Below are 22711 nucleotides of genomic sequence, written 5' to 3'. Positions count from 1 at the left end.
CATCCACGAACAGTCCTGCAGGAGAGCCATGTCCGTCCTACCCCAGGCCCCCGCCGCACTCGACGGCGCGCACACCCCGGCCGAACCGGCGGTGGCGATACCGGCGCTGACCCCGAAGGAGGCCGGCGAACGCGCCCTCGCGGTGCTCGCGGAGATCGAACGGGCCGTCGTCGGCAAGCCGGAGGCGCTGCGCCTGGTCATGCTCGGCGCCCTGGCCGGCGGCCACGTCCTGATCGAGGACCTGCCCGGACTCGGCAAGACCCTGCTGGCGCGCTCGTTCGCGACCACCCTCGGCCTGGACTTCCGCCGGATCCAGTTCACCCCCGACCTGCTGCCCTCGGACGTCACCGGCGCCCCCTTCTACGACCGGAACACCGGCGAGATGGTGTTCCGCCCCGGCCCGCTGTTCACCCAGCTCCTGCTCGCCGACGAGATCAATCGCACCCCGCCGAAGACCCAGGCCGCGCTGCTGGAGGCGATGGCCGAGGGCCAGGTGTCCGTCGACGGCGAGACCCGCCGCCTGCCGCACCCGTTCCTGGTGATCGCCACCGCCAACCCGATCGAGTACGAGGGCACGTACGCGCTCCCCGAGGCGCAGCTCGACCGCTTCCTGCTCCGCGTGCGGATGGGCTACCTCCCCACCGTCACGGAGGCTGCGATGCTGCGCGCCCGGCTCGACCGCGCGGCGCCGGAGGCGGTGCTGGACGCCGTGAGCAGCCCGTCGGAACTGCTGGCCATGCGCGCGGCGGTGGAGCGGGTCGAGGTCGACGACGACCTGGTCGACTACGTCATCGCGCTGGTCGACGCGACCCGCAACGACCAGCAGATCCAGGTCGGCGCCTCGCCCCGAGGCGGCCTCGCGCTGATCCAGCTGGCCCGGGCACGGGCGATGCTGGAGGGCCGCGACTACCTGACCCCGGAGGACGTCAAGGCGCTCGCCGTCCCCGCGCTCGCCCACCGCATCACCCTCGCACCGGAGTTGTGGGTGCGCCAGGTCGAGGCCGACGACGTCGTGCGGCGACTGGTCGACGCCGTCCCGGCGCCGCAGACCCTGCCCCGCGCGGCCAATTCGTGAACCGCGCACCGCATCCGGGGGAGTCCGCCACCCGGTCCACCGCCGGGGCCGCCAGCGCCCGGCCCGTTGGCGCCCGGCCTGTCGGCGCCCGGCTCGTCGACGGCCTGCCGAGCAGCCCGCCCCCGCCCCACTGGCGCGCCGGTGAGCAGACGCTGCGCCTGCTCACCGTGGCCACCGCCGCGGCCGTCGCCGCGCTGCTCACCGGGCACGCGTGGCTGCTCGCCCTGGCGGCCGGGCCCGCCGTCCTGCTCGCCCTCGCCGCCCCGGGGCGCACCCGGCCGACCGCGCTGTCCGCGGACAGCACCGCCGAGCCGCGCCGCTGCTTCGAGGGCGAGCCCGTCACCGTGCACGTCACCGTCCGGCACGACGGACGGACCGGCCGGCTCGACCCCACCCTGGCGCTCGGCCCCGGCGTCACGCTGGACGCCCTCAGCGTCACCGCGACCGGCGTGGACCTGGTCGTCCACGCCGACAGCTGGGGCCGCTGGCAGCTCGGCGTCATCGACGTCGACGTCCACGACGCGGGCGGCCTGACCCGGCGCACCGTGCGCACCGACCTCGGCACGGTGGACGTCTTCCCGGTGCCCAGCGCGGCCCGCCTCACCCCGATCCCGGTCCGGCTGCCGGAGCGGATCGGCGAGCACACCACCGCGCACGAGGGCACCGGCACCGAGGTGATCGGCGTGCGCCCGCACGTGCCGGGCGAGCGGCAGCGGCGCATCCACTGGCCGTCGACGACCCGCCGCGACGCCGTCCAGATCAACCAGTTCACCGCCGAGCGCGCCGCCGACGCGGTCGTCCTGCTGGACACCCTGGCCGACTTCCGCGACGCCACCACCGGACTGCGCAGCCTCGACGAGACGCTGCGCGCCGCCGCCGGACTGACCCGCTCCTACCTGCGCCGGCACGACCGGATCGGCCTCGTCGCGGTCGGCGGGACGCTGCGCTGGCTCAACGCGGGCAGCGGGGACCGGCAGTTCTACCGCATGGTGGAGAGCGTGCTGGAGGTCCGTCAGGACCGCCCCCAGCGCGGCGCCGCCGTACCCCGCATCCCGCTGCCGGTCCTGCCCGGCCACGCCCTCGTGTACGCGTTCACTCCGCTCGCCGACCAGCGGATCCTCGACGTGCTCGGCCAGGTGCGCGAACGCGGCAACCCGCTGGTCGTGGTCGAGGTGCCGGCCGGGGAACCGGCCGCACGCCCGGACGACGAGACCGACGCCCTCGCCCTGCGCCTGTGGCGCGCCGAACGCGAGGCGATGCGCTCGACGCTGCGCGGGCGCGGCATCCCGGTGGCCCGCCACACACCGGGCGAGACCCTCGACCTGGCACTCGCGCCGCTGCTGCGTCGCACGATCACGGGAGCGGCCCGATGACCCCGACGACCTCGATGACCGTGACGACTCCGGCACCGCCCGTGAGTGCGACGGAAGCGGCACCCCCGCCCGGCGCCGTCCGGTGGGCCCCGCGACTCGAACGGGCCGTCCTGCGGGGCACCGGCGCCGCCCTGGCCCTCGCCGCGGTCGGCCTCCCCGGCAGCGGCGGCGCGACCGACCGGTTCGGGCCCGCGGCGGCCGTCGTCGCCACCGGCCTCGCACTCTGGGCCGCGCCGCCGCAGGACGATCCGCCGAGCCGGACGGCGACCTGGCCCGCGCGCCTCGCCGCGTCCCGCACGACCCTCCTCGCCGCCGGTGCGGTGGTGCTCGCCGCTCTGTGCGAGCCGCGGGTGTGGCAGGCGCTCGCGGTGACCGTCCTCCTCGCGGCCTACCTGCTGCTCCTCGACGCGTTCGGCCCGCAGCGCCGGACCGTCCGCCCGGCCGCGGCCTGTGCCGCCGTCGCGGCGTCGCTGCTGGTGCTGCCGGTGGCCTTCGCGCCGACCGGGGCGGGGGAGTGGTCGCGCCCGATCGCGCTGCTGGGCGTGGCGGCCGCGGCCTGGGGCGTGGGCCTCGGGCTGCGCCCGTCCGCGTCGTCCGAAACCGCCGCGTCCGCGACCGCCGAGGACGGGACCGCCGCGTCCGGGAAGCCCGAGGACGCGACCTCCTAGGCGGCCGCCCGGGGGTGAGCCCGGTGCTTGCCGACGCTCGCCGGTGCTCGCCGGTGCCACGGCACCGGGGTCAGTGCTCGGCCAGTTCGAGGGCCCGCTCGGCGAGCCACAGGTCGTGGACGGACGTGGGGGAGCGGACCAGCGAGCGCTGCAGCAACTCCTCGGCCCGGGCCAGGCGTTTGCGGACGGCCGAGGGCGAGACGGACAGCGCCTCGGCCGTCGGCACGAGGCGGGCGTCCAGGTGCAGCCAGGTGGCGAGCGTCTGCGCCACGGCCGTCGGGGCGTCGGGGCCGTGGAGTGGCCGGAGCTGCTGCTCGGCCCAGGCCTCGACGCGGGGCAGGGCGAGGAGGTCGTCGAGGGCGGGTGCCGGTCGGTCGTCGCCCGGGGCGTCGTCGGCGCCGTGGGGAGCGGCCGGGGCCGCGTGCAGGGCGAGCGCCAGGGCGGAGCGGTTGGCGAGCCGGGCCAGGTCCAGCTGGAGCAGCTCCTGGACGGACGCCAGGCGGGCGGCCAGGGTGTTGCGGTGGATCCTCAGGTGGGCCGCCGCGCCGGAGGAGAACCGCAGCCAGGAGGAGGCGGTGGCCAACAGCTCGGCGCCGTCCGGGTCCTGGAGGCGCCTGGGGCGGTGGAGCCTGAGGGGCGACAGGAAGGTGTCCGCCCACACCGCCGCGGCCGTCCCGATGGTGAGCGGGAGGTCCTGGTCGGAGGCGAAGGTCGCGACCCGGTCGGGGCGGTGGCGCGCGGCGGCCAGCGCGTGGAACGCCTGCGCGTAGCCCGTGACGGTCTCCCGCAGGGGCACGGCGTTGCTGACCCCGATCCGGCAGGGGTGCGCCGTCGCGGGCCGGGCGGTGGCCCAGGCCGGGAGGGAGGGCGCCGCGGGTGCGAGGACGATCATGTGGTCGCTGTAGACGGGGCATGGCACGGCCCACGCGCCGCCGCCCGACTCGGCGAGCCGGTGCGCCACCTCGTCGCGCGCACCGCGCCGACCCTCGACGACGTACACCTGCACCACTTCGGGCAGCGCGGGTTGCAGAGCGCCGGAGATCTGGCGCGCCGTGGCGGTCTGACCGTTCATCAGCAGTTGGAGGACCGCCTCCCGGACCCGGTCGTCGGCCGCGCGCAGCCGGCGCTGACGGCGGCGGACGTCCTCCGCCTGCCACGCGAGGCCGAGCACGGACGCGGCGTCCGCGACGAGGGCCGGCAGCCCGGGCGGGGCCGGGCGCGGCGCCACCACGGCGAGGAGGGGCGTCTCCCCGGTGTCGTCGAGGGTCAGCACGAGGCCGGTGAGGGCGCCCTCGTCGACGGCGACGGACTGCAGCCTCCGGCCGGCGATCTCGCGCGCCCCGCGCAGGCAGAGCCCGTGCGCGGCGCTCCCCGGCGGCGGCGCGGCCGGACTGGCCGGGGTGCCCGACCGGTTCAGCAGGAAGGCGACCGTCCCGGTGCGGTGGGCCAGCCGGCGGAGCACCTGCGCCGTCCCGCCCTTGCGGGCGGCGCGGTACAGCGCGAGGATGTCGTCCGCCCGTTCGGCCTGTCGAGCCCCGGTCGAAACCCGAGTGTTGTCGACCTTCATGCCATTCCCCCCGGAACGTTCGGTACGTCACTCCGCAGAATACACGCGGTGGTAATTCGGAGGACGGCGGGAACACTGTGCACTTCGGCACCGTACGAAGCCTTCAACTGTGCAGAAAGGCACTGTTGCCCCCTTGCCCGCGGCCGTAGATTCCTTACCGAGGCCGGGCGAGGCGAGGAGCCGAAGACCGGCCGCACGGGGAGGCTCGATTCCCTTTGGCCGGAATGTCACGGCGGGAGCGGCGGGCGGACACAATGACGCCCGATTGGTTTTCTCGTTTCCGCCCAAAGGGTGCCTGCGTGGGCCGACCGCGCCTTCATTCGAGAAAGGACGAGAGATGATCACAACGACGTACACGCCGCACACCGCCGCCACCACCGCATCGCCCGACGAGCACGACACCTCCGGCTCCGACACCGGCTGGAACTAGCGGCCGCCGTCATTCCGTGGCCGGACAGGGACGACAGACCGTACCCGCTGCCGTTCCACCCGCTGGAGATGGGCGAGGACGCGTTGCGCGCGCTCTGCGGGTTCGTCCTGGAGGGGCTGCCGGCGCCCGACGACGTGGATGCCGACGCCGTCGGGCTGCATGGTTTCCTCGTGCGGGATTCGGCTGCTCCGGACCCCGCGGTGGTGGAGGCCGAGCCGCGGGCCAGGGTCGCGGCCATGGAGCCGCGGCGTACCTACGTGGTGGGGGCGGATGGCAGTTGGGTCAGGCAGGGGGCTCCGTAGCTCCCCGTTTCGCCTGGTGGAGGTGGTGGGTCAGGTCGCCGAGGAGGGTGATGCGGACGCGTCGTTCGGTGAAGTGCCACTGGCCTTCGGTGTGTTCGAAGCGGTCGTGGTAGCGGCCGGCGGCGATGGTCTGGAGGGGGAGGCCCGGGGCGGCTTGGAGGACGGTGACGTAGGAGCGGGCCGTAGCGGTGGGGCCGTCGAGGTCGATGGCGGTGTTCGTGGTGACGTGCTGGGTGCGCGGTGTGCCGTCGGGGTAGAGGATCACCGTGTCACGGAACCGCCGCTCGATCGCCGCGCGCCCGCTCACCGGTTCGCCGCTGCCGGTGAAGGTGGCGTGGGCGAGGAGGTCGCCGAGTCCGGCGAAGTCGCCGTCGTCGACGAGCTCGGCGTAGCGGGCGATCAGGTTCTCGATGGCCCGGTGGGCGAGGGCCGGGTCGGTGAGTGCGGGCATGGGCTCCCCCTCGTGCGGCGGATGATCTTCGCTGCACAGGCTAGTCGGGCATCCGCGCGGGTTTCCGGTCGGCCGGATCGGATGGCCGCGCCGCGGTGGTGGCCGACCGCAGCGCCGCGGCCGGCCACCACCGCCCCGGTCAGTCCCGCTGCCGACGGACGGCCTGCAGCTCCCGGGTGACGGCCCAGGCGTCGGCCACCGGTCCGAGGTGGCCGAGCTTGTCGGGGTTGATCACGACCCGGACGGCCTGGACCTGCCCGTCGAGCACGTCGAGCGTCATCGCGTGGAGCACCCGGCCGTTCCGGTCGCGGACGACCGCGCCGGGCTGCCCGTTGACCTCCTGCGGCGCGCACGTCGCGTCGATCCGTCGCAGCAGCGGGAAGAACGCGGCCAGCACCCGGGCCACGTTGTCCGCCCCGACGACGGCGTTGGCCAGCTGCGGCGCCTTGCCGCCGCCGTCCCCGAGCAGTTGGACGTCGGCGGCGAGCAGGGCGCTCAGCGCGCCCACGTCGCCGTCCGTCAGCGCGTCGAAGAACCGCGTCGCGAGCTCCTGCCGCTCCTGGCGGTCCGCCGCGAACCGGGGGCGCCCCTCCGCCATGTGCCGCCGTGCCCGCACCACCAGCTGCCGGCAGGCCGCCTCCGAGCGCCCCACCGCCGCCGCGATGTCGTCGAACCCGAAGGCGAACACCTCCCGCAGCACGAACACCGCCCGCTCCAACGGGCTGAGGCGCTCCAGGAGCAGCAGCGCCGCCATCGACACGGAGTCCGCCAACTCGGCCGCCCGCGCCGGGTCCTGGTACGGATCGCTGAGCAGCGGCTCGGGGAACCACGGCCCGACGTACGCCTCGCGCCGCACCCGCGCGGACCGCAGGACGTCGATGGAGATCCGGGTGACGGCGGCCGACAGGTAGGCCTTGGCGGAGACGGGCTGCGCCGCGGCGGCGTCGAAGCGCAGCCACGTCTCCTGGACGGCGTCCTCGGCCTCGCTCACGCTGCCGAGGATCCGGTAGGCGATCGAGAACAGCAGCGGCCGCAGCTCCTCGAAGTCGTCGACCCTGCTCATGTCGCTCTCCCCTCGTCCGTTGCCTCGTTCGTCGCCTGGTCCGTCCCGTCAGTGGAACTGTCCGGCCTCGTAGCTCCCGGCCGGCTGCTGCGTGATGACGTTGAGCCGGTTGACCATGTTCATGAACGAGACGAGGAGCACCAGCGCGGCGATCTGGTCCCCGTCGTAGTGCTCGGCGGCGCGGGCCCACACGTCGTCGGCCACTCCGCCGGCCGCGTCCGCGACCCGGGTGCCCGCCTCGGCGAGGGCCAGGGCGGCGCGCTCGGCCTCGGTGTAGACGGTGGCCTCGCGCCACACCGCCACCAGGTTGAGCCGCACCGCGCTCTCGCCGGCCGCGGCGGCGTCCTTGGTGTGCATGTCGACGCAGACCGCGCAGCCGTTGATCTGGCTGATCCGCAGGGCGACGAGCTCCTGGGTGGCGGGCGGCAGCGACGACTCCTTGATGCTCCTGCCCGCCGCCATGATGTGCTTGAAGCTCTTGCCGACGGTCGCGTTGGCGAAGTAGTCGAGTCGGGCGTCCATGGGGTGTTCCTCCGTGATCGTGGGTGATCGTGCGTGGCTACACCCTGAGACGGGACAGCCCGCCGTGTTGTGACACGGCGGACTGCGAGGCGGACTGTGACCCGTGTCTCAGACTCGGCCCCGGCCCGGGATCACGGCCGCCGCGCGAGGAAGACGAGCTCCCTGCCCGGCCGGTCGGGCGCGTCACGGACCTCCTGCAGCTGGTAGCCGAGCTCGGCCAGGTCCCGTTCGACCTCGTGCCGCTCGTGGAAGCGCAGCGTGGAGTCCGAGGTCAACACCTGTCCGTCCGAGGCGAACGCGTACGTCCACCGGAACGTCACCAACGGCCCGTCCACGCCCAGGAGTTCCACCCACGTCTCGACGGCGCCGACGCCCGGGACCTCGGTCGTCCCGAACGAGGACGCGCGGTTCCACTCCTCCCAGGCGCGGCGGGCCGGGTCGCGGGTCTCGAAGACCAGGTGCCCGCCGGGCCGCAGCGCCTTGAACGCGCCCCGCAGGGTCCGCCGCCAAGCCTCCGGGTCGGCGATGGCCTGGGCGACGTTCGCCGTCATCGTCACGAGGTCGACCCGCAGGGGCGGCAATGCCGTCGCGTCGCCGTGGATCCAGCGCACCCGCTCGGCGCCCGGCTTCGCCCGCGCCACGTCGAGGGACGCCCCGGCGGGCTCGACACCGACGACCTCGACCCCCTGGTCGGCGAGCAGGAGGGGGAACACCCCCGTCCCGCAGCCGATGTCGAGGACCCGGCGGGCCCCGAACTCCTTTGCGATCCGGACGTAGGCGTCGAGATCGGTGCGGTCGGGGTCGAGCGGGTCGTAGATCGCGGCCAGCCGGGGATCGGCGAAGGATGCGTCCGTCATGCTGCACGTCCTTTCAGGCCGGGATGGCGGCCGTGGCACCGGCCCCGGCCGGCTGCACCGGCCGTTCGGTCGGCAGGTCACGGTGCTTTCGCACCGGCGAGAACCAGAGGATCAGTGCCGACAGCGGCACGCCGGCGGTCAGCAGCCACATGGTGGGCCGCACGCCGAGCCAGGTGCCGAGCAGGCCGCCGAGCAGCGCGCCCACCGGGATCGTGCCGTAGTTGAGCATCGCGGCGCTCGCGGAGAGCCGTCCGAGGAGCTCCGGGGGGCAGTACTGCTGCTGGAAGGTCGACTTGATGATGTTTCCGGCGACGACACCGGCCGAGGCGCCGAACCCGCCGAGGACGAACAGCGCCAGGCCGGCGCCGGGCGTGGTGAGCGGGACGAGGAGGGTGAGGGCCGGCAGCACCAGCTCGAAGAAGAGCATCGCCCTTGCCGTGCCCATCCGGGCGGCGACCCGGCGGGCCACCGCGGCGCCCACGATGCCTCCGGTCGACGCGGCCGCGACAAGCGCGCCGACCGCGCCTTCGGGCAGTCCCACGTCCCGGACCAGGAAGACCACCTGGATCGACTGGTAGCCCGTCAGCGTCAGGTTCGCGGCGGCTCCGAACAGCGTGAACGTGCGGAACCAGACGTCCCCGGACACCAGGCGCAGCCCCTCGCCGATCTCCTGGCGCAGCGGGCGCCTCTCCCGTGCCGCCTTGACGGGTTCGCGGTGCCGGATCCGGCCGGTGCACACCAGCGAGAGCACGAAGGTGACGCTGTTGGCGAGCACGCCGTTGACGGGCCCGGTGAGCTGGGCGATCAGCCCGCCCGCGCCGAGGCCGGTGATGCTCGCGGCGGAGGCGCTGCCGTGCAGCTTTGCGTTGCCCTCGGCCTGGTCGGCGGGGGAGAGGAGCTTGGGCAGGTAGGCGGTGTACGCGGTCTGGAAGAACACCGTGGCCACGCCGGTGGCGAGCGCCACGGCGATGAGCTGGGCCATCGTCAGGATCCCGGCGCGGGCGGCCAGCGGGACGGTCGCGAAGAGGACCAGCGAGACGGCGGAGGCGGCCAGCATGATCGGGCGGCTGCGCATCCGGTCGACCCACGCCCCGACGGGCAGGCCGATCAGCAGCCAGGGCAGCCAGCCGGCCGCGCTCAGGACGCCGACCTCCAGGGTGGAGGCGTGCAGGGTGGTGACCGCGATGAGCGGCATCGCCAGGCCGGTGACGGCGGAGCCGAACTTGTTGGCGGTCTCGCCTGTCCATAACAGCCGGAAGTCGTGGTGGCGGCGCAGCAGCCCGGTGGTGGGGCGCTCGGTCGGGACGGCGGCGTCGCTCATGACGGGTCGGACTCCTTGCGGGGCAGGGACTGGATCTGGAGGATCACCGGACGGGCCGCGGGGTCGGGCTCGGCGTCCGGGTCGGGGGTGTGACGGTCGATCACGGCCATCAGGTCGGCGTTGAGGGCGCGCAGCTGGGCGGGCGTGAGGCGCAGGTTCGACCAGCCGGAGACGGTGCCGACGCCGCGCCACTCCTCCGGCAGCTCGGCGGCCATGGCGTCCGCGACGCGCCGGAACTGCTCGCGGAGCATCTCGCCGAGGTAGACGTCGAGGGCGCCCTTGGTGGCGGGGTCGCGGTCGAAGTCGGTGGTGTTGAGGACGTTGCGGCTGCGCACGGCCCGCCACCAGCGCTCGCGCCGGGTGCCGCGGTCCGTCTCCTCCTCGATGAAGCCGTGTTCGGCGAGGTGGCGCAGGTGCCAGCTGACGGTGCCGGTGTTCTCGCCGAGCCGCTCGGCGAGGCGGGCGGAGGTGGCGGGCCCGTTGGTGCGCAGCTCGTCGAGGAGGCGCATCCGCAGGGGGTGGGCGAGGCCGCGCAGGCTCGTGGCGTCGATCCGGCGGCGGGGCTGGTCGGTCATGGTGATCACTCTAGGGTGCAGAGAACTCTCTGCATAGGTCCATCTGCAGAGAATTCTCTGCAACATTCCCGTCCGATCGGAGAGTTAGAACCTCTCACTCTTCTTCTTGACTCTCACTTCCATCGAGGGTTATAACTTCTAACGAAGGCAACAGGCTCTACGAAAGGGGGCGGTCAGCATGGAGACCGACCGCATGGTCCAGGTCGTTCTGCCGGGCATCGTGGCGCCGGAGGGACTGGAGATCCGGGAAGGCCGGGTGCCCGGGGCCGGTCGCGGACAGGTCGTGGTGGCGGTGGAGGCGAGCGGCGTCTCGTTCGCCGAGCAGCAGATGCGGCGGGGGCGGTACTACGACCAGCCGCCCTTCCCGTTCGTCCCCGGCTACGACCTCGTGGGCCGCGTCCTGACCACCGGCGAGGACGTCGACCCGCGCCTCACCGGCCGGCGGGTGGCCGCCCTGGTGAAGACCGGCGGCTGGTCCAGCCACGTCGTGCTCGACGCGGCCGACGCCGTCGAGGTCCCCGAGGGGCTCGCCGCCGACGAGGCGGAGACCGTCGTCGTCAACGGCATCACCGCCTGGCAGATGCTGCACCGTCAGGCGCGGGTGCGGGCCGGCCAGACGATCCTCGTGCACGGCGCGAGCGGCGGGGTCGGCTCCGTCCTCGTCCAGCTCGCCCTGGCGGCGGGCGTCACGGTGATCGGCACGGCCTCCGCCCGGCACCACGACGCCCTGCGGGAACGCGGCGTCATCCCCGTCGACTACCGCTCCGGTGACGTCCCGGCCCGCGTCCGGGAACTCGCGCCGGGTGGCGTCGACGCCGTCTTCGACCACGTCGGCGGCCGCAGCGTGATCGACTCCTGGCACCTCCTGGCCGCCGGCGGCACCCTCGTCGCCTACGGCAGTGCCTCCACCCGCGACGACACCGGCTCCAAGCAGTGGCCCGTCCTGAAGATCCTCGCCCGCACCTGGCTCTGGAACACCCTGCCCAACGGACGCCGGGCCCACTTCTACAACATCTGGGCCGGCCGCGCCCTCGCCAAGGACCGCTTCCGGGACCGCCTGCGCACCGACCTCACCCAGGTGCTCACCGCCCTGCACAACGGCGAGGTCTCCGCCCCGATCGCCGCCCGCCTCCCGCTCACCCGGGCCGCGGAGGCGCTGCGCCTCGCGGAGTCCGGCACCGTCACCGGCAAGATCGTGCTGACGCCCTGACCGCCCGCGGGATCCGGACGGGCGGCGAGTTCTTACCCGCCTTTGCCGCCGCTCTGCCGAGCGGCTGACCGGCGCCGTGCACTGTCGTCCCCACAACGACCGCAGGACGTACGGAAGGCCGGAGAGCCATGACGACCAGCACCAGCAGCAGCACGACGAACACCCCCGCGGCCCGGGGCCGCCGCCTGGCCCTGGCCGCCGCCGCGCTGGCCGTCGTGGCCACGGCGGTCCCGCTCGGCACGACCGCCAACGCCGCGACCGCCGGCGCGACGACCAACGCCCCGGGCAAGCCCACCTGGTGCCCCACCGTCCCCGACCACCGGGTCGACTGCGACACCATGCGCCGCCCCCTCGTCGACGGCGCGCCCCGCCTCGGCACCATCGACGTCGGCTACGCCGTCGTCCGCCACACCCGCCCCGGCCCGGCCAAGGGCACCATCGCCGTCAACCCCGGCGGCCCCGGCGAGACGCTGATCGACCGGGCCGGTCTCGTCGCCGCCGCCCTCGAAGGCGCCCTCGACGACTACGACCTGCTCCTCCTCGACCCGCGCGGCACCGGCAAGTCCGGCCGCCTGCCCTGCAAGGTCACCGAGGCGGACTACCGCTTCGCCCCGCGCGCCGAGCAGCAGGACGCCGTCGCCCGCTGCGCCGAAGAACTCGGCCCCCGCGCCCGCGGCTACACCAGCGCCGCCACCGCCGACGACATCGACGCCGCCCGCGCCCGCCTCGGCGCCCCCAAGCTCGTCCTGTACGGCCTGTCGTACGGCACCTACCTGATGCCCGTCCTCGCCGACCGCCACCCCGACCGCGTCGAGTCCATGGTCCTGTCCGGCGCCTACCCCGTCGACTTCGACCCGCTGGTCCGCGCGACCGCCCGGCACGTCTCCGAGACCCTGCGCCGGATCTGCGAGCGCAGCGGCGCCTGCGACCCCGACACCGCCGTCCGCGACCTCGCCACCGTCGCCGCCAAGCTGCGCACCCGGCCCCTCGACGTGACCGCGACGCTCGGCGGCACCCCGCGCACCATCGCCTTCACCGAGGACAAGCTCGCCAATCTCCTCTACGAGCCCGCCAGCCGCGGCATCGGCTCCCACCCCGCCGAGCGTTCCCTGCTCGGCGACCTGCCCGCCGCCCTGCACGCCTCCGCCAACGGCGACGACGGCCCGCTGGCCGCGCTGGTCCGCGCCGAGATGGAGCACACGAGCACCGAGGACCAGGCCTCGTTCCTCGCCGTCACGTGCAACGACTACGTCCGTGCGTGGGATCACGATGCCCCGCTCGCGCAGCGCCGCCGGCAGTACCAGCGCGCCCTCTCCGCCGCGAACCCGGCCGACTTCGGCGCCTTCAGCCCCAAGGGGTGGACCGAGGGCCAGAGCGACGGCGGCGACAACTGCCTGACCTGGCCGCGCAAGAACACCGCCCAGCCGCAGGACGTCGACCTCGACCTGCCCGACGTCCCCGTCCTCGTGCTCTCCGGCGACCTCGACACCAACACCCCGGAGGCCAACTCCCGCCGCTCGGCGGCCCGGTTCCGCCACAGCACGTTCGTCTCGGTGCCGAACGCCGGCCACGTCCCGGAGCTGGAGTCGACGGGCTGCACGCTGGCGATCTCCACCCACTTCATCCGCACCGGCGAGCCCGGCGACACGTCCTGCCTCGCCGCGATCCCGCCGATCGCCGTCGCACCGGTCACCCGCTGAGGGCAGCACCGCACCGCCGCACCACCGCAAGACGGCACGACCGCATAGCCGTACGACCGCCACGGCCGTACGACCGCATGACCGGCCGGGCCGCGCCACGTGCGCGGCCCGGTCAGCTCGCGCGGACCAGCTCGGCCCGCAGACGCCCGGTCTGCTGCTCGTACGCGGTCCGCGCCTGCTCCAGCAGCCGGGCCCACGAGTCCACCGTCGGGCGCCGCCGCAGCAGGGCCCGCCGCTCGCGGTCCGTCATGCCGCCCCAGACGCCGTGCTCGATCCGCTCGTCCAGTGCGTACGCCAGGCACTCGGTGCGCACCGGGCACCCGGAGCACACCGCCTTCGCCCGGTTCTGCGCCGCGCCGTCGACGAAAAGCTCGTCCGGATCCGCCGTACGGCAGATCCCGCGCTTGGCCCAGTCCGTGTCCTCCACGTCGATCCCCTCCCCAGGGCTCGCAATACCACCCGGCCCTGACAGTTGATCACGGACCGGGTCGTCGACACTACGCACCGCCCCAGCCCCCACGGAAGCGGCACCTCACCCGATCGGGTGAATCTACCGGACTAGTGAATTTCCGGACCGGGCGCCCCTCACACCGCGCAGCCCGTCCGGACGGTCCACCGCGCCCGGCCGCCCGCGCCCGATCGTGTGAGGCGGGTGCCGCCCGGGGCGGTGGCTCGTTGGTGGGGTGTGGCTGACGAGACGCGGTACGGGCGGGGGCGGACGCCGGTGGTGTGGGCGCTGGCGGTGCGGGAGGTGGAGGACGGGCCGCCGCTCGCGGAGGTCGTGGTGGAGGTCGGGCCCGGCCTGCACGCGGATCTGCTGGCCAACGCCGTCGAGAGCGGGTTCGTGCTGGCCGCCGGTGAGCCGCCGGCCACGAGCGGGGCCGTCGAGGTCGGCGGCGGGCGGCTGGAGCGGCTGGCGCTGGTGGGCGGGCGCGAGGTGTGGCAGCCGGACGAGGTGGTCGCGGCCTCGCCCACCTGGCTGGCGGCGGCCGTGGGCCGGGGCGGGGCCGTCGTGGTCCTGGTGCCGCCCGGCACGTGGCCGCCGGGGCTGATGGAACTGGATCCCGAGGTCCGGCTGGAGGTGTTCACCCGGCGTCTGGAACAGGCGCGCACCGAGGGCCGGGTCCTGCACGGGATGGCGTCGCTGAAGCGGCTGCCTCCGGAGTGAACTCCAGTACGGCTTAAGGCCTTTCGCCCTCGCCCTCGGTGTCGATGTGCGGCAGGATCCGGTCCAGGAAGCGCGGGGTCCACCAGGCCGCCGGGCCGAGCAGCGTCATGACGGCCGGGACGAGCAGCAGCCGGACGATCGTGGCGTCCACGAGGACACTGACGGCCAGTCCGAGGCCCATCATCTTGATCACGATGTTGTCGCTGACGATGAACGCCGCGAAGACGCTCACCATGATCAGCGCCGCGCAGGTGATCACCCGGGCGGTGATCTCCAGCGCGTGGGCGACGGCGTCCTGGCTGCGGCCCGTGCGCAGCCAGGCCTCGTGGACGCGCGAGAGCAGGAAGATCTCGTAGTCCATGCTCAGACCGAAGACGATCGCGAACATCATCATCGGCACGTAGCTCTCGATCGGGACCTTGCCCGAGACGCCGAGTGCGGGCCCGCCCCAGCCCCACTGGAAGACCGCGACCACGACCCCGTAGGAGGCCGCGATCGAGAGCAGGTTGAGCACGGCGGCCTTGACGGCGACGAGCAGGCCGCGGAAGACGGCGAGGATGATCAGGAAGGCGAGGCCGACGACCACGGCGATGATCAGGATCAGCCGGCTCGACACGATGTCCAGGAAGTCGACCTGGGCCGCGGTGTTGCCGGTGACGTAGGTCTTCGCGCCGGTGCCGGCCACCGCGTCCGGCAGGGCGGTGTCGGAGAGGTGGTTGACGAGGTCGGTGGTGGCGCGGTCCTGGGGAGCGGCCGCCGGGATGACGGTGGCGAACAGCACGTCGCCGTCCGGGCTGGTCTGCAGCGGGGTGGTGCTGGCGGCGCCGGGCAGGCCGGTGAGGGCCTGCTGCACGGCGCTCTGGACGGTCGGCCGGGTCTCGGCGGGCACGGCGCTCTGGTCGACGACGGCGGTGAGCGGGCCGTTCGAGCCCGGGCCGAAGGCCTGGGACATGAGGTCGTAGGCGCGCCGGTCGGTGAAGTCGGGGGAGTCGGCGCCGTCGCCGATGTGCCCGAGCTGGATGGAGAGCAGCGGGATCGACAGCACCGCGAGCGCCACCACCCCGGCGATCAGGTACTGCCACGGGCGCGCCTCGACCCGCCGGGCGTAGCGGTGCCAGGCCCCGCCCTCGCCGCCGCCGCCCTCGCCACCGCCGCCCCCGTCGCCGCCGGCCTCGGCGATCGGGCGGCGGACGGTGAAGCGGTCCATCCGGCGGCCGATCAGCCCCATAAGGGCGGGCAGCAGGGTGAGCGCGCCGAGCACCGCCGACACGACGGTGACGGCCGCGGCGGCCCCGAGCTTGGCGATGAACGAGATGCCCGACACCGAGAGTCCGGACAGTGCGATGATCACGGTGCAGCCGGAGACCAGCACCGCCCGGCCGCTGGTCGCCACCGCCTGCCCGGCGGAGGCGACCGGATCCACCCCGTCCATCAGGTTCTGCCGGTGACGGGTGAGCAGGAACAGCGCGTAGTCGATGCCGACGCCGATCCCGATCATCGTGGCCAGCGTCGGGGCGACGGTCGCGAAGGTGGACAGCGCCGCGACCAGCCCCAGCACCCCGAGGCCGACCACCGCCGCGAACAGGGCCGTCAGCAGCGGCAGCCCGGCCGCGATGGCGCTGCCGAACCCGACCAGCAGCACGACGATCGCGACCGCGAAGCCGATCACCTCGCTCGCCCGGTCGTCCGGCGCCGGCCGGGCCAGCTCGCCCAGCGGCCCGCCGTACTCCACCTGGACCCCGGCCTGGCGCAGCGGCTGGACGGCCGCGTCCACGCCGGTCAGGTACTCGGTGCCGAGCAGGGCCGGCGCGGTATCGAAACGGACGGTGATGTACCCCGTCAGCCCGTCGGCTGCCAGCGGCCCGCCGGGCGGGGCGGGCTGCCCGGGCGGCGGCAGCGGGCTCTGCACCGAGAGCACGTGCGGCAGCTGCTGGAGCGAGGCGACGGTCTGGGCGATCTGCGACTGGAACCCGGCCAGCTGGGCGGGGTCGTGCAGCACCACCTGGGAGCTCGTGCCCGCGGCGGCCGGCACGTGGGCCGTGAGGAGGTCCCGGCCCTGCTGCGCCTGCGTGCCGGGGAGCGAGAAGTCGTCCGAGTAGGTCCCGCCGACCGTCTTGTTGGCGGCCTGGACGCCGGCCAGGGCGACGATCCACAGCACGATGACGAGCACCGAGTGGCGCGCGCACCACTCACCGAGGCGGCGCAGGCCCGCGCGCCTGGCCGGCTGTGCTGCGGCTGAGGGGGCGCGGCGTGCGGACGGCGGCATGGGCGTCTCCCGGGTCTTCTGCGCGGTGGTGCGGCCGAACCGGCGCAGTGTTCCCGGGAGGGCCGGGCCGGGCACCGGTACCGGCGGGTAGTCGCCCCGACGGCTTCGGCTGCTCCGGCACCCGGCCCACCCGGGTGGCGCGCTCGCGGTCCCTTCCATTCGCCCCGCGGGCGTCAGGGCTGCGCGGGACCGCCGAGCTTCGGGGCCGGGACGGGTGCCGCGGCACCGATCAGGACGACCATCTCGTGGCCGCCGGGGTTGGTCTGGATCGGGACGGTCCGCCAGTTGTTGGCCAGCCAGACGTTGCCCGAGGGGTCGATCTGGACGCCCGTGTTGCGCTCCAGCCCGTCGCTCGTGTAGCCGGTGCCGGCCGGGGAGATGGGCTGGCCGGTGCGGTACCCGGGCGGGCAGGCGGCGAGGTTGACGCCGCACAGCCGGGCGACGCGGTGGCCGCCGAAGTTGGCGACCCACACGGTGTCGTCACCGTCGACGGCGATGCCCCAGGGCAGGAACAGACCGCCGTTGGTGAACGGCTCGGGCGCCGGGGTGCCGTCGGACCCGATGAACGTCACCGAGGTGCCCGGGCGCGGGCCCGTCTCGGTCGCCACCGCGTTCGCGAGGTCGTCCACGGAGCCGTTCCCGCAGGGCACCGGCAGGATGCCGCTGTTGCTCACCCACGCGTTGCCCCGGCTGTCGGTGGCGACGCCCAGCGGCTTGCTCAGGCCGCCGCCGGAGACCGTCGGCCCCGGGGTGCCGTCCGGGCCGACGACCTGGACGGTGTCGCTGCCGTTCCCGCCGACCCAGAGCCGCCCGGCCGGGTCGACGGAGGTGCCGAACGGCTTCTGGACGCCGGGCGTGGCGATCTCCCGGGCGCGGGTCGCGTCGCCGTCCGGGATCCGGGCCACGCTGTCGCTGCCGCAGTTGGCCACCCAGACCGTGCCGGCACGGTCGGCGGACATGCCCTGCGGCTGGGCGATCCCGGCGCCGCGCCAGCCCTCCGGCGGGGACAGCGGGGTGCCGTCGGGGGCGAACTGGGAGACGCTGCGTTCGAGCCGGGTCGGGTCGATCGGACAGCCGCGGCCCTGGAAGCCGAAGTTGCCGACCCAGGCGCTGCCCTTCGCGTCGACGGTGACGCCGAACCCGGCGCCGTACAGGCCGCCGCCCTGGTAGGGCGCGCCGGGGGCGTCCTGGCCGGTGGGGGTGAACTTGAGGACGGTGCGGCCACCGCAGGTCGGGACGAGCCGGTCGGCCTTGTAGACGTAGTTGTTGGTGATCCACGCGTTGCCGTCGGCGTCGAAGGCGAGGTTGCCGGGGCCGTCGACCTCGTGGCCGTTGCCGTCGTAGCGCAGGGCCACGGTCCAGGCGTCGGGGGCGGCGGGGAGCGCGGGCCCGTAGCGAGGGGTGGTCGCCGCGAGGTCGAAGAGGGCGGCCGCGTTGTTCCCGGGGTCGTGCGCGATGTCGACGGCGGCCTGCAGGGTGTTGCGCGGCCGCTCGTGGCCGGGGCGGTGGGCCAGGTCGAGCAGCCGGTCGCAGGCGTCGCCGGTGACGCAGGAGGCGAGCAGGTCGGCCAGGGTGTTGAACTCCGCCATGGTCGAGGTCTGGGAGCCGTTCGGCGGGGCGGCGAGCGGCGCGGCGATCTCGCCGGTGCCCGTGTCGGCCAGGTTGTGCGCGACGGCGGCCGCGTTCTGCAGGCCGGGGTAGGTGCCGGTGACGCCGCCCGGGCCGGTGAAGCGCGCGAGCGCGTAGGCGGTGGCGACGGTGGTGCGCTCGTTGACGACGAGCTCGGGCGGCGCGGCGGCCCCGCTGAGCACGGCGGCGAGCGCCACCGCGGAGTGTGCGGTGCCGCGCCGCTCCCGCCCGAAGTCGGCGACCACGTACAGCACGGCGCGCGGGTCCTCCGGACGGCGGTAGTCGAGCGTGAACCGCCCGTCCGCCGCACTCCGCGCCCTGCCCAGCACCCGCGGCCGGCCGCCCTCGCCGTCCCCGGCCTGGTACAGCGTCACCTGGGCCCCGCCCAGCGGCCCGTCACCGCCGCGCACCACCCCGCACTGTTCGGTGGGCTCCCATCCCGCCGCGACCGCGTGGGACGGCCCGGCGGCGAGCTGGGCGAGGAGAGCGGCGGCGATCAGGACACCGCGACGTCTGCGCATGGGGGCTCCATTCGGTGAAGGGGGATCATCGGAGGGGGACGGGCCGCCCGCCGCCCTCCTACCTGCCACATCCCGGCCCGCCCGTACGCGACCGGCCGCCGGACACGGCGGAAATTGCCCGGGACGGGCGAGACCCGCCCGCCGAGGCGGCCCCGTGTGACCGGCATCACGCGCCGGGGATCGAACTTCCGCGCCCGCCGTGCATCCAGTCCGTGTCAGCCATCCACCCTCACCATCTCAGCGAGGTTCCTTCCCATGGGTTATCTGCGCGGATTCGTCCCCTGGATCGTCTCCGGGGCCGTCTCGTCCTTCGACTGGCGCTGGGGCGCGCTCGGCGGGCTCGCGTCGGGGCTGCTGCTCCTGCTCCAGGACCGGCGGCGCGGGGTCGGCCTCGACGCGCTCGTCCTGGAGGTCAGCGCCGTCGTCTACTTCGCGGCCGTGGGCGCGGTGGCCCTCGCCGCGCCGCACGCGGCGCTGTCGAAGCCGGTCGGCATCCTCTCGTTCGCCTGGCTGGCCGTCACCGCCTGGGGCTCCCTGGCGCTGCGCCGCCCGTTCACGCTCGGCATCGCGCGGCGGCGCACGCCCCGCGAGTACTGGGACCGGCCGGAGTTCATCGCGGTCAACAACCGCATCACCGCCGCGTGGGGCGCCGGGTTCACGTTCATCTGCGCGAGCCTGGCCGTCGGCGGCGCGGTCCACGCCCCGGCCTGGGTCGGGATCGCCGCCCACGTCGCCGGCCTGACCGGCCCGGCGGTCTTCACGAGGGTGCATCCCGCCCGCGCACGGGCGCGGCTGCTCGCGCGGGCGGTGCCCGTCCCGCAGGAGCAGTAGCCGCCGGGGCGCGGCGACCGGCGTATCGTCCTCCGGAAGGCCTCAACCGGCCTGGCGCGCAAGGTCTTCCCGGAGGCGTACGGACGATGGCACCGCTCACCACCACCTCCACCACGGCTTCCGCCTCCGCCGACGACGCGGCGCTCACGCGCCGCGCCCAGGCCGGCGACACGGCGGCCCTCGGGCTGCTCCTGACCCGCCACCAGGCCGCGATGCGCGCCGTCGCGCTGCGCCTGCTCGGCTGCGGACCGGACGCCGAGGACGTGGTGCAGGACGCCGCGCTGACGGCCCTGCGCCGCATCGGCGACGTCCGGGACCCGGCGGCCGTCGGGCCGTGGCTGAGGGCCGTCGTCCGCAACGCCTGCCGCATGCGACTGCGCGACGCGCGCGAGACACCCGGCCTGGACGAGCGCGACCTCGTCCGGCTGCGCGGGTACGAGCAGTCACCGCCCGAGCGGCTCATCGAGCAGCACGCGATGCGGGACTGGATCTGGGGCGCGGTGGAGGAACTGCCGCAGCGGCTGCGGCTGGTGCTGATGCTGCGGCACTTCAGCGGCATCACCTCCTACCAGGAGATCGCCGCCGCGTGCGAGGTGCCGGTCGGCACGGTCCGCAGCCGGCTCAGCCAGGCGCGCGCGAAGATGGCGAAGGCGCTCGAAACGACCGCCGCGCGGGCGCACGACGACGCCTCCGCCCTCGCCGAGGAGAGTCGGCACGAGGCGGTGGCGACCCTGGAGGCATCCGTGCGCGGCCATCTGCCCCGGGAGATCCTGGAGTTGTGGCCGGACCAGGCCGAGATGACCGGCCGCTTCGGCCGGCCGGGGGAGCGCGTGCACCCGTTCCCGGTCATGCGGCAGGTGCGCGAGAAGGGCGTGCGCCAGCACGTGCGGCACGTGGTGGCGAGCCGGGACATCACGATCTGGGAGATGGACGTCGTCAACCCCGCCGGCGCCGCCGACCCCTGCCCGCCGACGCTGGCGTGGCTCATGTTCCGCCGCGACCGGCGGGTCCAGCGGCTCCAGGTGGTCTTCCCGGGACGGCCGGTGAGCGGTTGAGGGGTCGGCGGGCGGGCGACGGCCGCCTCAGGGGCCTCAGGGGCCTCAGGGGGCGATGGTGGCGTGCATCTCCCACACCAGGATCTCGGCGGGTTCGGTCGCGGTGACCTTCTGGCCGCCGGTCGCGGTGAAGCGCACGGCGTCGCCCGCGGTGAGCGGGCCGGCGCCTTCGAGGACGACGTCGCCGCGGGCGACGAACAGGTGCAGGAAGGGGGCGTCGGGCAGTTCGACGTCCTGCCCGGGGCGCAGCCGGGCGACGTGCAGGGCGGCGTAGCGGTTCTTGATGCGGATGGCGGACGCGCCGTCGTGCTTGGCCATCCCGGAGGCGACCGGGAGCAGGTCGCCGGACAGCAGCTCGTCGTCGATTTCGAGCTGCTCGTAGCCCGGCGTGATGCCGCTCTCGTCGGGGACCACCCACATCTGGATGAAGTGGACGGGGTCGGTGTGGACGTCGGTGCCGCCCAGGCGCCAGGAGTCGTTCTTCTCGGAGTGGAGGATGCCGCTGCCGGCGCTCATGCGCTGGGCGAGCCCGGGGTAGATCACGCCGGAGTGGCCGGTGGAGTCCTGGTGGACCAGGGAGCCCTGCATCACCCAGGTGACGATCTCCATGTCGCGGTGCGGGTGGGTCTCGAAGCCGCTGCCCGGCCGGACGGTGTCGTCATTGTTGACGAGGAGCACCCCGTGGTGGGTGTTGGCGGGGTCGAAGCGGCCACCGAACGAGAAGGAGTGCTTGGAGTCCAGCCAGTCGATCTTGGTCGAGAGGCGCTCGTCGGAGCGGCGGACGTCGATGCGGGGGAGGTTCGCGGCGGTGCTCATCTCGTGGTCCTTTCGCCTGGTCGCCCGGCGGCGGCCTTCGGGTGCCCGGTGGTGCCTTCGTCACGCCCAACATAGTTCATCGTTCAACTATTCCGTGGGATGGCGGCGCGAAGTTGCGGTGCCGGAAGATCGCCGAACGAGGTCGGAAGGCAGCACGGTGCCGGAATCGGAGCGCCGCGTCTTCTGCGTGCTGGACGTGGACGGCGGCGGTCGGCTGGGCGGGGACGAGTTCACCCGCCTGCCACTGGCAGCGTCACCCGTGAGGGCGGACCGTTCGCCCGGGACACGCTCAAGGCGCCGGTGGCCGCTCCGGCTCCAGGGGTCCCGGGCGTGGCCGGGACCGGAAGCGGGCGCGAAGCGGTCCGGCGGCCGTCAGAGTGCGTACATGGAGGAGTAGGGCGGGGTGATCCGCTCCTGTCGCGAGCCGAAGTCGACCAGGACCGCGGCCTCGGGCCCGTCCTCCACGTCTATGACGCGGCCGAGGCCGAACTTGTCGTGGGTGACGCGGTCGCCCATGGCGAACCGCTTGGGCGGTGCGGCGGGCCGGGCTTTGAAGGGGCTGGTGGGCAAGGGGCGTCGGACTGCCGGTGGTTTTCTCATCGTGGTCAGTATGCTCCGAAAATCGGTGGGACGGGTCTTTCCGGAGAGTCCGAATCGGTGCGGTGTGCGCCGTGGCCGACACGCCCCCTGTCGGGCCCGAAATCAGGACCGGGCCGGACGGTGGCGCGGACGCCTCCAACTGTACTGCCAGGCATGCCGGTTGCCGGCCGGGTCGGAGCGGGGAAGGCGGGCCCGGGCGGGGCGGCCGAAAAATTCGCGCGGAGTGTTCGCCGGGGAGGGTCGGGGCCTGCTACAGTCGAAGTAGTTGCAGTAGTGGTTCCCATGAACTTTGTGTGCGCCTGCTGATTGTCGCAGGCGCATTTTTCGTTTTCCGGCTTTTCGGAGGGTTCTCATCGCGGCGACTCGAAAGTCCGTAATGTGCGGACTTCGGACGGTCTCTTGAAGGGGATTTCTCATGGCCACCGGTACCGTGAAGTGGTTCAACTCGGAAAAGGGCTTCGGCTTCATCGAGCAGGACGGCGGCGGCGCTGACGTCTTCGCCCACTACTCGAACATCAACGCCAACGGCTTCCGCGAGCTGCTCGAGGGCCAGAAGGTCGAGTTCGACGTCACGCAGGGCCAGAAGGGCCCGCAGGCGGAGAACATCCGCCCGCTGTAATTCCGGCCGGGCGTTCGTCCGGTAGTGAGGGGCCCGTAACCCGCCTTTGGCGGTACGGGGCCCGTGGGGGGTGCGGGGGTGGGTGTGCGGGC

At 74.2% G+C, this 22711-nt stretch carries 22 protein-coding genes; 10 read left to right on the top strand and 12 right to left on the bottom strand.

Features of this window, described 5'->3' with window-relative positions; all coding sequences use genetic code 11:
- The first annotated feature begins 28 nt into the window (after window positions 1–28).
- From ACFXDE_RS07910 to ACFXDE_RS07900, 3 genes are read left to right on the top strand one after another with little or no spacing between them, the layout of a single operon-like run.
- On the top strand, window positions 29–1075 hold the full coding sequence (locus ACFXDE_RS07910) for an AAA family ATPase (protein ID WP_380491927.1): 1047 nt from the start codon (window positions 29–31) through the stop codon (window positions 1073–1075).
- Complete coding sequence (locus tag ACFXDE_RS07905) at window positions 1072–2448, top strand: DUF58 domain-containing protein (RefSeq protein ID WP_380491925.1); 1377 nt, start codon at window positions 1072–1074, stop codon at window positions 2446–2448. Before ACFXDE_RS07910 ends, ACFXDE_RS07905 begins: the two co-directional genes overlap by 4 nt.
- On the top strand, window positions 2445–3116 hold the full coding sequence (locus tag ACFXDE_RS07900) for a hypothetical protein (RefSeq protein WP_380491923.1): 672 nt from the start codon (window positions 2445–2447) through the stop codon (window positions 3114–3116). The genes ACFXDE_RS07905 and ACFXDE_RS07900 overlap by 4 nt, the downstream gene beginning before the upstream one ends.
- A gap of 70 nt (window positions 3117–3186) precedes the next feature.
- Here ACFXDE_RS07900 and ACFXDE_RS07895 read toward each other — a convergent pair whose 3' ends face one another.
- Window positions 3187–4683 carry a helix-turn-helix domain-containing protein gene (locus ACFXDE_RS07895; RefSeq protein WP_380491921.1) on the bottom strand — a complete coding sequence of 499 codons (1497 nt, stop codon included), beginning with the start codon at window positions 4681–4683 and terminating at the stop codon, window positions 3187–3189.
- Window positions 4684–5103: 420 nt separating this feature from the next.
- Between ACFXDE_RS07895 and ACFXDE_RS07890 the strand changes: the two genes are divergently transcribed.
- Window positions 5104–5415, top strand: coding sequence for a DUF6928 family protein (locus tag ACFXDE_RS07890; protein ID WP_380492168.1), 312 nt, complete (start codon window positions 5104–5106; stop codon window positions 5413–5415).
- On the opposite strand, the gene ACFXDE_RS07885 is transcribed toward ACFXDE_RS07890, so the two are convergent.
- From ACFXDE_RS07885 to ACFXDE_RS07860, 6 genes are all read right to left on the bottom strand, one after another.
- Entirely contained in the window at window positions 5396–5866 is a 471-nt protein-coding gene (locus ACFXDE_RS07885; RefSeq protein ID WP_380491919.1) for a nuclear transport factor 2 family protein, read from the bottom strand. The two genes, ACFXDE_RS07890 and ACFXDE_RS07885, sit on opposite strands and share 20 nt — an antisense overlap.
- 139 nt (window positions 5867–6005) lie before the next feature.
- Window positions 6006–6929, bottom strand: coding sequence for an RNA polymerase sigma-70 factor (locus ACFXDE_RS07880; RefSeq protein ID WP_380491917.1), 924 nt, complete (start codon window positions 6927–6929; stop codon window positions 6006–6008).
- Window positions 6930–6977: 48 nt separating this feature from the next.
- Window positions 6978–7451 carry a carboxymuconolactone decarboxylase family protein gene (locus ACFXDE_RS07875; RefSeq protein WP_380491915.1) on the bottom strand — a complete coding sequence of 158 codons (474 nt, stop codon included), beginning with the start codon at window positions 7449–7451 and terminating at the stop codon, window positions 6978–6980.
- A 131-nt stretch (window positions 7452–7582) separates the two neighbouring features.
- The gene (locus tag ACFXDE_RS07870) at window positions 7583–8308 is read right to left on the bottom strand and encodes a class I SAM-dependent methyltransferase (protein ID WP_380491913.1); all 726 of its coding nucleotides are present in this window, start codon (window positions 8306–8308) and stop codon (window positions 7583–7585) included.
- 13 nt (window positions 8309–8321) lie between these two features.
- Window positions 8322–9629 carry an MFS transporter gene (locus tag ACFXDE_RS07865; protein WP_380491911.1) on the bottom strand — a complete coding sequence of 436 codons (1308 nt, stop codon included), beginning with the start codon at window positions 9627–9629 and terminating at the stop codon, window positions 8322–8324.
- Window positions 9626–10204: a helix-turn-helix domain-containing protein gene (locus ACFXDE_RS07860; RefSeq protein WP_380447352.1), complete on the bottom strand. Its 579-nt coding sequence runs from the start codon at window positions 10202–10204 to the stop codon at window positions 9626–9628. The genes ACFXDE_RS07865 and ACFXDE_RS07860 overlap by 4 nt, the downstream gene beginning before the upstream one ends.
- Window positions 10205–10382: 178 nt before the next feature.
- On the opposite strand from ACFXDE_RS07860, the gene ACFXDE_RS07855 reads away from it, so the two are divergent.
- Together ACFXDE_RS07855 and ACFXDE_RS07850 are read left to right on the top strand one after the other, a co-directional pair.
- A complete protein-coding gene (locus ACFXDE_RS07855; RefSeq protein ID WP_380491909.1) occupies window positions 10383–11414 on the top strand; it encodes a medium chain dehydrogenase/reductase family protein in 1032 nt (343 codons plus the stop codon).
- A 128-nt stretch (window positions 11415–11542) separates the two neighbouring features.
- Entirely contained in the window at window positions 11543–13114 is a 1572-nt protein-coding gene (locus ACFXDE_RS07850; protein ID WP_380491907.1) for an alpha/beta fold hydrolase, read from the top strand.
- A 112-nt stretch (window positions 13115–13226) separates the two neighbouring features.
- Here ACFXDE_RS07850 and ACFXDE_RS07845 read toward each other — a convergent pair whose 3' ends face one another.
- Window positions 13227–13541 carry a WhiB family transcriptional regulator gene (locus ACFXDE_RS07845; protein ID WP_380447346.1) on the bottom strand — a complete coding sequence of 105 codons (315 nt, stop codon included), beginning with the start codon at window positions 13539–13541 and terminating at the stop codon, window positions 13227–13229.
- Between the two features lie 258 nt (window positions 13542–13799).
- Here ACFXDE_RS07845 and ACFXDE_RS07840 point away from each other — a divergent pair, with 258 nt between their 5' ends.
- Window positions 13800–14282: a hypothetical protein gene (locus ACFXDE_RS07840; protein WP_380491904.1), complete on the top strand. Its 483-nt coding sequence runs from the start codon at window positions 13800–13802 to the stop codon at window positions 14280–14282.
- Between the two features lie 13 nt (window positions 14283–14295).
- On the opposite strand, the gene ACFXDE_RS07835 is transcribed toward ACFXDE_RS07840, so the two are convergent.
- Together ACFXDE_RS07835 and ACFXDE_RS07830 are read right to left on the bottom strand one after the other, a co-directional pair.
- Window positions 14296–16548, bottom strand: coding sequence for an MMPL family transporter (locus ACFXDE_RS07835; RefSeq protein WP_380491902.1), 2253 nt, complete (start codon window positions 16546–16548; stop codon window positions 14296–14298).
- Window positions 16549–16721: 173 nt separating this feature from the next.
- On the bottom strand, window positions 16722–18698 hold the full coding sequence (locus tag ACFXDE_RS07830; RefSeq protein ID WP_380491900.1) for an NHL repeat-containing protein: 1977 nt from the start codon (window positions 18696–18698) through the stop codon (window positions 16722–16724).
- Between the two features lie 255 nt (window positions 18699–18953).
- Here ACFXDE_RS07830 and ACFXDE_RS07825 point away from each other — a divergent pair, with 255 nt between their 5' ends.
- On the top strand, window positions 18954–19529 hold the full coding sequence (locus ACFXDE_RS07825; RefSeq protein WP_380491898.1) for a hypothetical protein: 576 nt from the start codon (window positions 18954–18956) through the stop codon (window positions 19527–19529).
- Between the two features lie 86 nt (window positions 19530–19615).
- Window positions 19616–20584, top strand: a complete 969-nt coding sequence (locus ACFXDE_RS07820; protein WP_380491896.1) for an RNA polymerase sigma factor — start codon at window positions 19616–19618, stop codon at window positions 20582–20584.
- Between the two features lie 45 nt (window positions 20585–20629).
- Here the strand turns inward: ACFXDE_RS07820 and ACFXDE_RS07815 are convergent, their stop codons facing one another.
- Both ACFXDE_RS07815 and ACFXDE_RS07810 read right to left on the bottom strand, forming a co-directional pair.
- Window positions 20630–21400: a pirin family protein gene (locus ACFXDE_RS07815; RefSeq protein ID WP_380491894.1), complete on the bottom strand. Its 771-nt coding sequence runs from the start codon at window positions 21398–21400 to the stop codon at window positions 20630–20632.
- 372 nt (window positions 21401–21772) lie between these two features.
- A complete protein-coding gene (locus ACFXDE_RS07810) occupies window positions 21773–22000 on the bottom strand; it encodes a hypothetical protein (protein ID WP_380447332.1) in 228 nt (75 codons plus the stop codon).
- A gap of 415 nt (window positions 22001–22415) precedes the next feature.
- On the opposite strand from ACFXDE_RS07810, the gene ACFXDE_RS07805 reads away from it, so the two are divergent.
- Window positions 22416–22619: a cold-shock protein gene (locus tag ACFXDE_RS07805; protein ID WP_359971493.1), complete on the top strand. Its 204-nt coding sequence runs from the start codon at window positions 22416–22418 to the stop codon at window positions 22617–22619.
- The last annotated feature ends 92 nt before the right edge of the window (window positions 22620–22711 follow it).

Source organism: Kitasatospora sp. NPDC059408, from assembly GCF_042751525.1.
Taxonomy (GTDB): Bacteria; Actinomycetota; Actinomycetes; order Streptomycetales; family Streptomycetaceae; genus Kitasatospora.
This window is presented reverse-complemented; position numbering and strand designations above follow the sequence as displayed.

What these genes read in the sequence shown, in the direction of transcription:
- ACFXDE_RS07910 (WP_380491927.1), top strand. Translation starts at nt 29, where the DNA reads ATGTCCGTCCTACCCCAGGCCCCCGCCGCACTCGACGGCGCGCACACC.
- ACFXDE_RS07900 (WP_380491923.1), top strand. Translation starts at nt 2,445, where the DNA reads ATGACCCCGACGACCTCGATGACCGTGACGACTCCGGCACCGCCCGTG.
- ACFXDE_RS07895 (WP_380491921.1), bottom strand. Translation starts at nt 4,683, where the DNA reads ATGAAGGTCGACAACACTCGGGTTTCGACCGGGGCTCGACAGGCCGAA.
- ACFXDE_RS07885 (WP_380491919.1), bottom strand. Translation starts at nt 5,866, where the DNA reads ATGCCCGCACTCACCGACCCGGCCCTCGCCCACCGGGCCATCGAGAAC.
- ACFXDE_RS07880 (WP_380491917.1), bottom strand. Translation starts at nt 6,929, where the DNA reads ATGAGCAGGGTCGACGACTTCGAGGAGCTGCGGCCGCTGCTGTTCTCG.
- ACFXDE_RS07875 (WP_380491915.1), bottom strand. Translation starts at nt 7,451, where the DNA reads ATGGACGCCCGACTCGACTACTTCGCCAACGCGACCGTCGGCAAGAGC.
- ACFXDE_RS07870 (WP_380491913.1), bottom strand. Translation starts at nt 8,308, where the DNA reads ATGACGGACGCATCCTTCGCCGATCCCCGGCTGGCCGCGATCTACGAC.
- ACFXDE_RS07865 (WP_380491911.1), bottom strand. Translation starts at nt 9,629, where the DNA reads ATGAGCGACGCCGCCGTCCCGACCGAGCGCCCCACCACCGGGCTGCTG.
- ACFXDE_RS07860 (WP_380447352.1), bottom strand. Translation starts at nt 10,204, where the DNA reads ATGACCGACCAGCCCCGCCGCCGGATCGACGCCACGAGCCTGCGCGGC.
- ACFXDE_RS07855 (WP_380491909.1), top strand. Translation starts at nt 10,383, where the DNA reads ATGGAGACCGACCGCATGGTCCAGGTCGTTCTGCCGGGCATCGTGGCG.
- ACFXDE_RS07850 (WP_380491907.1), top strand. Translation starts at nt 11,543, where the DNA reads ATGACGACCAGCACCAGCAGCAGCACGACGAACACCCCCGCGGCCCGG.
- ACFXDE_RS07835 (WP_380491902.1), bottom strand. Translation starts at nt 16,548, where the DNA reads ATGCCGCCGTCCGCACGCCGCGCCCCCTCAGCCGCAGCACAGCCGGCC.
- ACFXDE_RS07830 (WP_380491900.1), bottom strand. Translation starts at nt 18,698, where the DNA reads ATGCGCAGACGTCGCGGTGTCCTGATCGCCGCCGCTCTCCTCGCCCAG.
- ACFXDE_RS07825 (WP_380491898.1), top strand. Translation starts at nt 18,954, where the DNA reads ATGGGTTATCTGCGCGGATTCGTCCCCTGGATCGTCTCCGGGGCCGTC.
- ACFXDE_RS07820 (WP_380491896.1), top strand. Translation starts at nt 19,616, where the DNA reads ATGGCACCGCTCACCACCACCTCCACCACGGCTTCCGCCTCCGCCGAC.
- ACFXDE_RS07815 (WP_380491894.1), bottom strand. Translation starts at nt 21,400, where the DNA reads ATGAGCACCGCCGCGAACCTCCCCCGCATCGACGTCCGCCGCTCCGAC.
- ACFXDE_RS07810 (WP_380447332.1), bottom strand. Translation starts at nt 22,000, where the DNA reads ATGAGAAAACCACCGGCAGTCCGACGCCCCTTGCCCACCAGCCCCTTC.
- ACFXDE_RS07805 (WP_359971493.1), top strand. Translation starts at nt 22,416, where the DNA reads ATGGCCACCGGTACCGTGAAGTGGTTCAACTCGGAAAAGGGCTTCGGC.